14 protein-coding genes are annotated in these 11,185 nt (G+C 41.4%); 8 read left to right on the top strand and 6 right to left on the bottom strand.

Annotation, left to right across the window (positions count from 1 at the left end; translation table 11 throughout):
* Nucleotides 1-10: 10 nt before the first annotated feature.
* Nucleotides 11-379 (top strand): metal-dependent transcriptional regulator, encoded by a 369-nt coding sequence (locus ACLTX1_RS08540; RefSeq protein ID WP_055270715.1) that lies wholly within the window; start codon nucleotides 11-13, stop codon nucleotides 377-379.
* A 117-nt stretch (nucleotides 380-496) separates the two neighbouring features.
* Here ACLTX1_RS08540 and ACLTX1_RS08535 read toward each other — a convergent pair whose 3' ends face one another.
* Complete coding sequence (locus tag ACLTX1_RS08535) at nucleotides 497-814, bottom strand: helix-turn-helix domain-containing protein (RefSeq protein ID WP_021633225.1); 318 nt, start codon at nucleotides 812-814, stop codon at nucleotides 497-499.
* Nucleotides 815-1,267: 453 nt separating this feature from the next.
* Here ACLTX1_RS08535 and ACLTX1_RS08530 point away from each other — a divergent pair, with 453 nt between their 5' ends.
* Complete coding sequence (locus tag ACLTX1_RS08530) at nucleotides 1,268-1,741, top strand: sigma-70 family RNA polymerase sigma factor (RefSeq protein ID WP_138374207.1); 474 nt, start codon at nucleotides 1,268-1,270, stop codon at nucleotides 1,739-1,741.
* Nucleotides 1,742-2,321: 580 nt separating this feature from the next.
* Complete coding sequence (locus tag ACLTX1_RS08525; protein ID WP_412330763.1) at nucleotides 2,322-2,474, top strand: DUF6870 family protein; 153 nt, start codon at nucleotides 2,322-2,324, stop codon at nucleotides 2,472-2,474.
* 64 nt (nucleotides 2,475-2,538) lie between these two features.
* Here the strand turns inward: ACLTX1_RS08525 and ACLTX1_RS08520 are convergent, their stop codons facing one another.
* The 5 genes from ACLTX1_RS08520 to ACLTX1_RS08500 all read right to left on the bottom strand — a co-directional run bounded on the left by ACLTX1_RS08520 (nucleotide 2,539) and on the right by ACLTX1_RS08500 (nucleotide 6,056).
* Nucleotides 2,539-4,227: a recombinase family protein gene (locus ACLTX1_RS08520; RefSeq protein WP_412330762.1), complete on the bottom strand. Its 1,689-nt coding sequence runs from the start codon at nucleotides 4,225-4,227 to the stop codon at nucleotides 2,539-2,541.
* 87 nt (nucleotides 4,228-4,314) lie between these two features.
* Nucleotides 4,315-4,488: a transposon-encoded TnpW family protein gene (locus tag ACLTX1_RS08515; protein WP_186934972.1), complete on the bottom strand. Its 174-nt coding sequence runs from the start codon at nucleotides 4,486-4,488 to the stop codon at nucleotides 4,315-4,317.
* Complete coding sequence (locus tag ACLTX1_RS08510) at nucleotides 4,485-5,330, bottom strand: ParB/RepB/Spo0J family partition protein (RefSeq protein ID WP_412330761.1); 846 nt, start codon at nucleotides 5,328-5,330, stop codon at nucleotides 4,485-4,487. The genes ACLTX1_RS08515 and ACLTX1_RS08510 overlap by 4 nt, the downstream gene beginning before the upstream one ends.
* An 84-nt stretch (nucleotides 5,331-5,414) precedes the next feature.
* On the bottom strand, nucleotides 5,415-5,750 hold the full coding sequence (locus ACLTX1_RS08505) for a replication initiator protein A (protein WP_242956359.1): 336 nt from the start codon (nucleotides 5,748-5,750) through the stop codon (nucleotides 5,415-5,417).
* Between the two features lie 96 nt (nucleotides 5,751-5,846).
* Nucleotides 5,847-6,056, bottom strand: a complete 210-nt coding sequence (locus tag ACLTX1_RS08500; protein WP_412330760.1) for a hypothetical protein — start codon at nucleotides 6,054-6,056, stop codon at nucleotides 5,847-5,849.
* A gap of 500 nt (nucleotides 6,057-6,556) precedes the next feature.
* On the opposite strand from ACLTX1_RS08500, the gene ACLTX1_RS08495 reads away from it, so the two are divergent.
* From ACLTX1_RS08495 to ACLTX1_RS08475, 5 genes are all read left to right on the top strand, one after another.
* On the top strand, nucleotides 6,557-7,453 hold the full coding sequence (locus ACLTX1_RS08495; protein ID WP_412330765.1) for a LysR family transcriptional regulator: 897 nt from the start codon (nucleotides 6,557-6,559) through the stop codon (nucleotides 7,451-7,453).
* A gap of 108 nt (nucleotides 7,454-7,561) precedes the next feature.
* A complete protein-coding gene (locus ACLTX1_RS08490; RefSeq protein WP_412330759.1) occupies nucleotides 7,562-8,191 on the top strand; it encodes a flavodoxin family protein in 630 nt (209 codons plus the stop codon).
* A 9-nt stretch (nucleotides 8,192-8,200) separates the two neighbouring features.
* Nucleotides 8,201-9,208 carry an aldo/keto reductase gene (locus tag ACLTX1_RS08485; RefSeq protein ID WP_412330758.1) on the top strand — a complete coding sequence of 336 codons (1,008 nt, stop codon included), beginning with the start codon at nucleotides 8,201-8,203 and terminating at the stop codon, nucleotides 9,206-9,208.
* Between the two features lie 2 nt (nucleotides 9,209-9,210).
* Nucleotides 9,211-9,987 (top strand): EFR1 family ferrodoxin, encoded by a 777-nt coding sequence (locus ACLTX1_RS08480; protein ID WP_412330757.1) that lies wholly within the window; start codon nucleotides 9,211-9,213, stop codon nucleotides 9,985-9,987.
* A complete protein-coding gene (locus ACLTX1_RS08475) occupies nucleotides 9,980-11,149 on the top strand; it encodes an iron-containing alcohol dehydrogenase (protein ID WP_412330756.1) in 1,170 nt (389 codons plus the stop codon). The genes ACLTX1_RS08480 and ACLTX1_RS08475 overlap by 8 nt, the downstream gene beginning before the upstream one ends.
* Nucleotides 11,150-11,185 lie beyond the last annotated feature (36 nt).

Genomic DNA, 11,185 nt, shown 5'->3' with positions numbered 1-11,185 from the left:
GGAGGAACCGATGAAGATTCATGCGTCCGGGGAGGATTATCTGGAGGCTGTGCTGGTTCTTCAAAAGAATCACGGTGCTGTCCGCTCTATTGATGTTGCACGGCGTGTTGGAGTTTCAAAAGCCAGTGTAAGCTATGCGGTGTCGGCTTTGCGTGAAGGGGGCTTTTTAACGGTAGATAGTGATTACGTTTTGCATTTGACCGAAACAGGCCGGAATGTTGCCGAAAAAATTTATGAGCGGCATCAGTTCTTTACAGAGCAATTTATCGCAGCTGGCGTTGACCCTGAAATTGCAGAGCGAGATGCTTGCCGGATTGAACACGCCATCAGTCAGGACACCTTTGAAAAGATCCGGGATGCACACAAACAGGAAAAATAGGATACTAATGCCCGTCGTTCCAACTGTGCGGACAAGAGCAGCCAGTGGGGAAAATATAAGCCCACTGGCTGCTCTACATGAAAGACAATCATCGGCCCTTTTGTTTTCCCCTGTACATCACTTCAGCTTATCTGCGCTCATGCACAGGTCTATGTACCGTTGCGACTCTTCTTCACCCTTTCCTGCAAAGTAATCAAGAACGCACTTGGCAACGGTCTGCGGCGCTCTATCGTGGAACACGATTCCATCCAGACTGATGTCCATTTCTTCTGAGATCAGCGCAACCGTTTCAAATTTCGGATTGCTCTTGCACTTTTCAATCTCAATGACAGTTCGGGTACACATATTAAGCCGTTCCGCTAATTCGCGCTGCGTGATCTTTTTCTGCTCCCGCTTTTCGCGAAGCTTTTGGGCGAACAGGTCAAGAAAGTTCATTGTAAATCACCTCTACTACATTGTAGAGTGAGCCTCAATTCACTTAAATACACATGAAGCTCACATTGAATGAGCCGCAAATCACATTCAGCGAGTTGGAGGTAATTTTATGATGTCACGGATGAACAGGAGATACTGCTAAGGCCGCTCGCGGTCATGTAAAAAAGCATAAGCACCGATTAGCCGTCCACTTCAAAAAGCACGCGGCTATCCCCCAGACGAGCTGCACTCACGAAAGCGAGTTGCAGCTCTCTTTTTATGCGGTTTGGTTCATCCGTGATTTAGCCCCTCCCGGTACAGTATTCGTTACTCATGTTTTCACTCGCACGCAAGGCGCTCGTTCAGGTCATCATGCCTGTTCGAGCGCCTTTTTACGTTTTCCTGTCGGCTGTCGTTCTCCGCCGGTGTTGGTCTGGTTCACCACCCACCCAACACCGAAACGGAGGACATATTATGTTTAACAGAAAGAGCAGCTATGCGCTGAACAAGAAAGACCCCAACGCTATCGTTTACATGGATGCCAACGAAGCCATCATCCGCCTGACCCGCGAGGACTTTGCCAGCGAGGAAGAATTTCTGAAATGGAAGTCCCTGTCGGATGCAGACTATCATGCTTCCGAGAAAGAGGATCATGTCTACGCTAATCATACCCTTGCACTGGACGAGCTTTCCGAGGAAGCAGCATCTATTCCCGCTGCGGATATCTGCATGGAGCAGGCGCATGACCGGGTGGCGGAAATCCGCCGTAGCACCCAAAAGGTTACGCAAATCAGGAAGCACCTGACGGACACTCAGTTCCGCAGGATGTGGATGTATTTCGTGGATGGAATGACGATTGACGAGATTGGAAAAGTCGAAGGCGTGTCGCATCAGGCTATTTCTCTCAACATTACAGCAGCAATCAGAAAAATCAAAAAATATTTCTGAGGTTTTTCAAAAACACCTTGCAAAAGTGGCCCAAAATCGGCGATAGGTGAAGGGACATTCTCCACGAAGCCTTTCGTTGAACGTTGAAAACTGAATAGACCATGATGCAGGCACAAAACCCGCGTGATAGCGGCATAAGGTGCGCCGCCACGACGATGGCTTCAAGGAGGTGATTCCGGAAAAGCCATCCGAGCGATCTACGCAGCCTTAGACCCGATTCGGCAAATCGGGCGCGATGACAGCGCGGCGGATAATGAAACTTGCTCACGCCCTCCCACAGACTTGAGGGGGAACCCTGCGGTATGCGCCAGCTCTTTGAGGCAGCGGTATCGTGGAGTTATGACAGCCCTGCCAAGGGCGGCCTGCATCATGCCCACTATCCGGGGCGCGTGGCAAATAGGATGGATCTTCTCAAATGGACAAGCAGAGCGGCTGCGCCGGTATTCGCCATTATGTTATGTGGCTCCAATTCTACCCGCGCAGCCGCCTCTCAAAGTCAGATACCATGCGCTGACGGCCTTTCCGTCAGCGCATTCATGTGACCTTGAGGAAACCCACCAAACCGAGAAAGGAGATCGCCATGATGCAGCCGACGCCAAACGAAACCCAAATCCACACGGATGAACTGGTGGACATCCGGGAAGTATCCGTAGACAAAAATCTTCCCAAGGAAGAACGCATTGTCGCCTTTATCCGCCAGATCAAAAATCCTTACCGCTTAGCCATGGGCTAATAAGGCAGTATTTAAGGAATTATGGTGTAATCCCGATAAAGGGGGGGTTACACCTTTTCTTTATTTAAGCGGATTTTTCCGCATTTTTCTGTTCTACTCTTTCCATTGTTTTCAAAAGTTGCTGCTCAGTTGGAATGTCAAATAATCCGACTGCGGTAAAATAAATATCCACTTTAACATTGTTATGCGAGTGCTTTTTCTCATTATTATGGATTTCAATACGCTCGATAAGCTTGTTGACAACGGTCGGCGTAAGCTGTTTCATTTCTGTAAATTCCATAAGCCCTTGATAGAGCATTTTCATATCAACAGTTTGCTTTTGAAGTTCAATGAGAGCTTTTTCATTTTCCTCAACCTCTGATATAAGTCGCTTTTGCTCAGCTTCGTATTCATTTGCCATACGGGAATAACGCTCATCGGATAACTTACCGAGAATATTATCCTCATAAATTCTTGAGAATAACTTGTCCAAATCGGATATTCTTTGCTTTGCACTTTCGGTTTTGGCTCGCAAAGATTTTTCTCGATTTATAGATTCTGCACCTTTCTTTTCGGAGATAAGATAAAGAAATGCACTGTTGTAGCAACGAACAAAATCCGCAAGTTCGGATATGGCTTCTTTAACGATTGCTTCAAGTACAACATCTCGTATAAAGTGAATTGTGCAAGTACCACGACCGTCTTTGTAGGAAGAACACCTCCAAAACTCTTGATTTTTCTTTAAGCTTTTAGATGCACAAAAGTGAAGTTTAGAACCGCAATCGGCACAATATACTAAACCTGAGAACAAACTCCTTCTTCCTGTTGCGGTATTTCGCCTTTTATTCTTCCTGAGTTCTTGCACTCTCAGCCAAGTGTTTTCACTGATGATTGCTTCTTGTGTGTTTGGAATAATCTGATAATCCTCTTGTAATTTCTCAATTTTCTTATGCACTTTATAACTGACTGTTGTACTTTTGCCGTTTACAGTACAGCCGGTATATTGTCTGTTTTCAAGAATATGAACAATAGAATTTTCTCTCCAATGATAGATATTAATAGGCATAGGATTGCTTGTTTTCTTACCTACGGAATTGAAATATGCTGTCGGCGTAAGCACTTTTTCGGCTTCAAGTTGTCTTGCAATTTGCGACGGACCTTTACCCGAAATGCAAAGATTAAATATCTTTCTAACAATTTCAGCCGCAGGATCATCTATGTACCATTGTTCCTTGTTACCTTCAATTTTCTTGTAACCATAAGGCACTGTTGAAGAAATCCTCATACCCTTTGAGGCTTTCATTTCATTAACGGCACGGATTTTCTTTGAAGTTTGTGCAGCATACCATTCGTTAAAAATGTTATGAAACGGCATCATTTCCGTTCCCATGCCTTTCGTGGTATCAACATTTTCCTGTATGGCTATGAAGTTGACACCTAAGGTCGGATAGACAATTTCCGTATAATGACCGCAAAGCAAATGCTCTCTGCCAAAACGGGATAAGTCTTTTACAATTACGGTTGATACCTTACCTGCTTCAATAAGGCTTTCCATTTCCTGAAAACCGGGACGGTTAAATGTTGTTCCGCTGATACCGTCATCGACAAAGAATTGCGGATGTAAATATCCGTTTTTCTTTGCATAAGTCATAAGAATTTCCTTTTGATTTGATATTGAATTACTCTCACCCTCTAAATTGTCGTCTTGAGATAAGCGGCAATACAGAGCGGTGATTTTTTCTTCTTGTCCTTGTATATTTTTGTTTGTTGCCATAAATTATCTGCTCCTTTCTGTGACAACAGGGCATTGAAATGTATAGGTATTGTACACTTGCAATGCCGCAGTGTCGATTGTGCAAACTTATGCTATCTTTAATTCTGTAAGTAAATCTTCAAATTGTTGAAGCACATTTTCTCTGCCGTTAGGATTAAAATGTGTACTGACTTCATAAGTTGTGTTGCCTATTTTCATAAAGAACAGTTCATCATTCTTTTCAAAATACGGTGCATATATTGATTTGTTTTTATCTGTCATCTTTCGTCCCTCCTGTTTCTTTCTCTTTGTTTCTGCCATTTTTCAAGCAGGGAAATTATTGTCTTTTGCATATCGGATTTGGTGTAGCTTTTCGGGAAATATTTGCGTATATCCTCTTCCATAAATCTAACTTGCTCTTTTTGATTTGGCTTTTCTTCATTGAGAACGGCGAAAACCGTATCGACGAAAAAGTTACCGTCTTTACTGAATTTTCTTAATCGCTGTGCCTGTGATAATGACGGTGTTGCGTCGGTAAATTCAATTTGGTCAAGCAATGTTCTTTGCTCATATTCCGACAAATATGAAATTTCCACCGCAGGAGTAAAGGCTATCCTTTCCTCATCAACAAGTTTAAGCAATTCGGGGATTAAATATGTCAGGCAAATATATCGCTGTATTTGTCTTGCACTGTCATCGACGGTTTCTGCAATCTTTTCATCTGTTCTTAACTTTGTGCCAAGTTGGCACGAAGTTTTACCCTGATGCTTCAAAGCCTCTGATTTCATTTTGTATGCAAAGGCTTTTTCACTCGGTAAAATATGTTCACGGTGTATGTTTGAATCCACCATTTGCACAATTGCCTCGTCTTTTGTGAGTTCTTCGATTATTGCGGGTACTTCGGTTATCCCCAATTCCTTGCACGCCTCAACTCGTCTGTGTCCGCTGATAATTTCATATTTACCAGCCGGAAAAGAACGAACTATTATAGGTTCAAGCAATCCGTTTTCTTTTATGCTTTCTGTTAATTCTTGTTGCTCAATCCCGCTTCTTTCCTTAAACGGATGATTTTCAAAAGGAACAAGCAAATCTATGCTTATGTTTTTTATCATTTTAACCTCCATATATATTCTTTTCTCGGCCGGTAACAGTCTTAATCTTCTAAGTCTTATTAACTTCTGTTATTCGGAAATCAAGAAAACCGAAAATCAGAATTGTTTCAGATAGATAATGCTCGGCTTCCCCTGACCTTGTCTTTTGCGAATAATCAAATCTGCGACTTCAAGTTCGAAGAATAACTTGCATATCTTTTCGTGACCGAAATGCAGTTTTTCCTGAGCGGATTTTATTGTGAAATATTGATATACTCTGCCTTGATTATCTATCCAACCGTTTTTGACGGACAGATACATTCGGTCAAGTAAAAGTCCGTACAGCATTTTGGCGTCTGTTGAAACTGATTTGTACTTTTCTTCAAATAACGCTTTAGGTACTTTGTAGAATGCAAAGTTTTTGGCATCCGATGTTTTGAAATATCTGTTCACCGTGTTACCTCTGTTTCTGTATTGATTTGGTGCCGAAATCGGTAATTTTTTCTTTTGTATCGACATTTTATTGAAAACAAGTATCGCTATATCAAATTAACCGCTGTCGTCATATTCACGGCGATTTTTAATGCTTTTTGCACCTCTTTTGAATTTGTACTTCGGGCAGAAAACAACGATTACCTTATGGCTCTGCTTACATTTGCTTTTGCATTTACGACAAAGGCTGTTGTATGTTCTTCTGCCTGTTTTGGGATTTATGAAAAAATCCCATTCTTGTTTTGCTTTCTTTGATAATCTCGGCATTGTAAAAACTCCTTTCACTTGTTTGAACCGGGAGAGGCATTTTGCACCCCCTATTTGCAAATAATTTTTCCCTCTCACTTGGTAGGCAACGAAAACGGGCAAAAATTAACCCTCTGACCAATATTTTTTTATTACCCCTTCACTTGTTAGAACTGAGAACGCTTTTTTGGGGGGCGTTTTTGAAAAATTTATATTTTTTAATATTTACCTCTCTACTCATTTGGACAAAGGGTGACGAAATGCACACCCAAAATTGACGGTTTAATGAAAATTATTTGGAAAAATTTTTTATGCCCTTTACTTGTTTGAACAGGGGGAAGCGTTTTGTACCACCATAAGATGGAAAAGTTAAAAAATTAAAATAGCCGCCTGTGTGTTCAGACGGATATTTATTAGTCAATTTGATTTTTTGAGAGTTTTAAAGTATAATTAAGAAAAATATTTATCATTTTGATATACAACAGATTGTGATTTAATTTTGTTATGTAGGTGGTGGGATGATGTATAATCCACAGATAGAAACATTTATAAAGGTTGCGGACGCAGGAAGTTTTAACAAAGCGGCAGATGAATTGTATATCACGCCGACTGCCGTTATTAAGCAAATCAATTTGCTTGAAAGCTCGCTTGACTTGGTTTTGTTTGAGCGTACGCACCGTGGGTTGATACTGACTAACGCAGGCAAGTCGCTTTATCAAGACGCTAAGTACATTATCGGCTATTGCAAGGACAGTGTTGTCAGGGCGAAAAACGCAATGAGCGAGGGCGAAAATATTATTCGTATCGGCTCGTCGCCTACAACTCCTGCTCAATTACTTATGCAAATGTGGCCGAAAATTCAAGAGCAATGCCCGGATATAAAATTTGAAATTGTTCCATTTGAGAACACACCCGAAAACGCAAAAGAAATACTTGCGAATTTGGGAAAGAACATTGATATTATCGGCGGAATATTTGACGACACAATGCTTAAACTCAGAAAATGCGAGGGCTTGCAATTATCCCGTGAGCCGTTTTGCTGTGCCGTATCCATTCACCACAAGCTTGCACAAAAGGATAAGCTTCAAATCAGCGATTTATACGGCGAAAATTTAATGCTTATGCACCGCGGCTGGAGCAATTATGTTGACCAATTGCGTGACGATATTTGGCAAAATCATACGCAGATACATATTGTTGATTTCGATTTTTACAATATGAGCATATTTAACAGATGCGAAAACACGAACGATGTTTTGCTTGCGATACCGGGTTGGGCAAATGTTCATCCTTTGCTAAAAGTTATTCCTGTTGAGTGGGAATACAGCATTCCGTACGGTCTTTTACATTCGATGACTCCAAGCGAAAATGTTCAACGGGTTTTAGATGCGGCTAAGAATATAGTTAAAACTAAATAAACAGTTATAACCGAAAGGTATATACTGAATAACAAAACGAGACTTCATACGAGGTCTCGTTTTTCTTATAATATAGTTGAAAAGAAAAGCAACGAAGGAGTGGCAGATATGAAAAAGTTAAAAGCACTGCTTGTAAACGGCAGTCCGAGAGCAAAGGGGTGTACTTACACGGCATTGACCGAACTAAAAAACACATTGGAGCAAGAAGGTATAGAGGTTGAGCTTATCCATGTAGGTCACAAGGATGTGCACGGTTGTATCGCTTGTAGAAAATGTAAGGAAATCGGTAAGTGCGTATTTGATGATATTGTAAACGAGGTTGCACCTAAATTTAACGAGGCAGACGCTTTTGTTATCGGAGCACCTGTTTATTACGCATCTCCTGCCGGTGGAGCAATCGCATTTCTTGACAGATTGTTTTTCAGTACGGCGAATGTTGATAAGACAATGAAAGTTGGCGCAGCAGTAACAACCTGTCGCAGAGGTGGTAACACAGCATCATACGATGTGCTCAACAAATATTTTTCAATCAGCTCTATGCCGATTGCCACAAGTCAGTATTGGAATATGGTTTACGGCGGTCAGGCAGAAGAAGTTTTGAAGGACAAAGAGGGCTTGCAGACTATGAGAACGCTCGGCAAAAACATTGCTTTTATGGCAAAGAGTATTGCACTGGGCAAGGAGCAATTCGGTCTTCCCGAAAAAGAACAGATTACATTTACAAATTTTCACCACTAAGGAGAAATAATGGATTACAAAATTTTAGGCAAAGACTTAAAGGTATCGGCTGTCAGTCTCGGATGTATGGGAATGAGCCACGCTTACGGCTCACCTGCCGATAAAAATGAAATGTGCGAGCTTATCGCAAAGGCTGTTGATTTAGGCTATAACTTTTTTGATACGGCAGAGGTTTACGGTACTGCAAATAACCCACACGATAACGAGGAGCTTGTAGGCAGAGCGTTAAAGCCATACCGTGATAAGGTTATTATCGCAACAAAGTTTGGCATTGAATTTGACAAAACAAGCAATGCCACAAACCCACCTCTTATACCGAATTCAAGACCGGAGGTTATCAGAAAATCGGTTGAAGGCTCGCTTAAAAGACTTGACACAGACCATATTGATTTATACTATCAGCACCGTTTCGACCCTAATGTTCCTATCGAAGAGGTAGCAGGAGTAATGGCAGATTTGATTAAAGAGGGTAAAATAACGCATTGGGGTATGAGCGAAGCGACCGAGGAAAATATAAGAAAAGCAAATTCGGTTTGTCCGCTGACTGCTATACAAAATCGCTACTCAATGATGGCAAGGCATTATGAATCGCTGTTTCCTGTTCTTGAGGAGCTTAATATCGGTTTTGTTGCATTTTCGCCGCTAGCAAACGGATTTTTAAGCGGCAAGTATAACGAAAATTCCAAGTTTGAAAAAGGCACGGATTACAGAACGGTTATGCCACAGTTCACTGCCGACGGTGTTCGTCAAAATAAAGAATTGCTTGAGCTGTTAAACACGCTTGCAAAGGATAAAAACGCAACGCCTGCACAAATTTCGCTTGCGTGGATGATGTGCAAAAAACCGTATATAGTACCTATTCCGGGTACAAGAAAGCTTGACAGACTGATTGAAAACGCAGGCTCGGCAGATATTATATTAACGAGCGATGAGGTATCAGCGATTGATAATAAGCTTGATAATATAAATATGTCCGCTGTTTTCGGTGGGTCGAAAGTGATAAAAAAGAGGGAGTAATTATGGTATTTTATTTCACCGCAACGGGCAACAGCCTTTATGTTGCAAAGTGTATTGAAGAATATCCTGTCAGCATACCGCAGGTTATCAAAAATTCGTCAATCTATTCAGACAATCAAATCGGTATTGTTTGCCCTGTTTATTGCGGCGAAATACCGAATACGGTAAAAGAGTTTTTGAAAGAATCGAAGTTTGATACAAAATATATGTATCTCATTTTAACCTATGGCAACAGTGCAAGCGACTGCCCCGAGTTTACATATAACGAGTTTAAGGCGCTCGGTATCAACTTTGATTATATAGATACCGTTCACTGCGTTGATAATTACCTGCCTGTTTTTGATATGGCAGAAGAAAAGAAAATTGACAAAGATACAGATGTTCAAATTGCATATATTATCAAGAATATTCGACTGATGAAAAAAGGCATTCCCTCTGCAACAGACGCAGACAGGAAACTCCACAAGCAAGTAGCAACGCTGAATAAAATCATTCCGTCATTTAATAACGGCAAGATGATTAAAATAACCGATAAATGTGTCGGCTGTAAAGTGTGCGAAAAGGTTTGCCCGACAGGCAATATAATTGTGCTGACGGATTACGCACAAAGGCGAAGCAAAAAATGCGAATACTGCCTTGCCTGCGTTCACGCTTGCCCTCAAAAAGCAATTATCTTTAAGCACGAGAAAAACAAAAACGAGCGATACAGGAATGAAAATGTATCACTCGATGAAATAATAAAATCAAATTTTCAGGATAGGAGAAAAAGCCATGAATAATTTTATTTTTGAAAATTCCTCAAAAGTATATTTCGGCGAAGGCTGTGTAAAAGAATATCTTTCAAATATTCTTTCAGCTTACGGCAACACGGTTATGCTCTGCTACGGCGGTGGCTCGATTAAGAAAAATGGCATTTATGACGAGGTTATAACCGTACTCAAAAAAGAAAACAAGGCAGTTGTTGAGTTTAGCGGTATTCCGTCAAACCCGACTTACAGCAAGGTGCTTGAGGGGGTTAAGCTTGCTAAAGAAAACAACGCCGATTTGATTCTTGCAGTAGGCGGCGGAAGTGTTATGGACTGCTGTAAGGCAATTTCACTCGGTGCAAAATATGACGGCGACATTTGGGCTGACTTTTGGGCAAGACCGGGTGTGATTGATTTTGAACCGTTGCCGCTCGGTATTATCGTCACTGTTTCAGGCACGGGCAGTGAATGTAACGGCGGTGCCGTAATCACAAACGAAGAACTTAAAATCAAAACAGGCAAAGACTATCCTCAGCTTAACGCAAAATTTGTCATGCTTGATCCGACATATACTTACAGCGTGCCTAAATTCCAAATGGTATCGGGTGCTTTTGATACTCTTTCACACATTATGGAAATCTATTTCAGCGAGCCGAATGAAAGCAATGTATCGGACGATATATCCGAGGCTCTTATGAAAAATGTTATCACCAATTTGCGTGCCGCTATCAAAAATCCCGAGGACTACACAGCAAGAAGTAACCTGATGTGGGACGCAACAATGGCAGAAAACCGTATCATCAAACTTGGCAAAAAGACGGATTTTGAGTGCCACCAAATGGAGCACCAGCTCGGCGCATACACTAACTGTAACCACGGTGCAGGTCTTGCCGTTCTTCATCCTGTTTATTACAGACATATTTGCAAGGCAGGCGAAAAGAAATTTGCTCAGTTTGCAGTTAATGTTTGGGGCATTTCAAAGGACGGCAAAACAGATGAAGAACTTGCAAAAGCAGGTGTTGAGGCCCTGGCAGATTTTATTAAGGAAATCGGTATGCCGACAACCTTTAAGGAACTTGGAATTGATGAAAATATCAACCTTAAAGAAATTGCAGACTCATGCGGCATTGTACCGGGTGCATACAAAAAGATGACACACGAAGAAATTCTTCAAATTTTTGAAGAATGCAAATAACTATTTAATCTAAAACTAATTTTAGATATTAGATTT

Origin of the sequence: Hominenteromicrobium sp., assembly GCF_046974225.1 — a bacterium.
Lineage (GTDB): Bacteria > Bacillota > Clostridia > Oscillospirales > Acutalibacteraceae > Hominenteromicrobium > Hominenteromicrobium mulieris.
Note: the sequence above shows the minus strand (reverse complement) of the source record. Positions and strands in the feature narration are given on the sequence as shown.

Bases quoted from the DNA above. Each gene is read 5' to 3' on its own strand.
- ACLTX1_RS08520 (WP_412330762.1), bottom strand. From the start codon at position 4,227: ATGGCAACAAACAAAAATATACAAGGACAAGAAGAAAAAATCACCGCT.
- ACLTX1_RS08535 (WP_021633225.1), bottom strand. From the start codon at position 814: ATGAACTTTCTTGACCTGTTCGCCCAAAAGCTTCGCGAAAAGCGGGAG.
- ACLTX1_RS08530 (WP_138374207.1), top strand. From the start codon at position 1,268: ATGTTTAACAGAAAGAGCAGCTATGCGCTGAACAAGAAAGACCCCAAC.
- ACLTX1_RS08485 (WP_412330758.1), top strand. From the start codon at position 8,201: ATGGATTACAAAATTTTAGGCAAAGACTTAAAGGTATCGGCTGTCAGT.
- ACLTX1_RS08515 (WP_186934972.1), bottom strand. From the start codon at position 4,488: ATGACAGATAAAAACAAATCAATATATGCACCGTATTTTGAAAAGAAT.
- ACLTX1_RS08540 (WP_055270715.1), top strand. From the start codon at position 11: ATGAAGATTCATGCGTCCGGGGAGGATTATCTGGAGGCTGTGCTGGTT.
- ACLTX1_RS08525 (WP_412330763.1), top strand. From the start codon at position 2,322: ATGATGCAGCCGACGCCAAACGAAACCCAAATCCACACGGATGAACTG.
- ACLTX1_RS08490 (WP_412330759.1), top strand. From the start codon at position 7,562: ATGAAAAAGTTAAAAGCACTGCTTGTAAACGGCAGTCCGAGAGCAAAG.
- ACLTX1_RS08475 (WP_412330756.1), top strand. From the start codon at position 9,980: ATGAATAATTTTATTTTTGAAAATTCCTCAAAAGTATATTTCGGCGAA.
- ACLTX1_RS08510 (WP_412330761.1), bottom strand. From the start codon at position 5,330: ATGGAGGTTAAAATGATAAAAAACATAAGCATAGATTTGCTTGTTCCT.
- ACLTX1_RS08500 (WP_412330760.1), bottom strand. From the start codon at position 6,056: ATGCCGAGATTATCAAAGAAAGCAAAACAAGAATGGGATTTTTTCATA.
- ACLTX1_RS08495 (WP_412330765.1), top strand. From the start codon at position 6,557: ATGTATAATCCACAGATAGAAACATTTATAAAGGTTGCGGACGCAGGA.
- ACLTX1_RS08480 (WP_412330757.1), top strand. From the start codon at position 9,211: ATGGTATTTTATTTCACCGCAACGGGCAACAGCCTTTATGTTGCAAAG.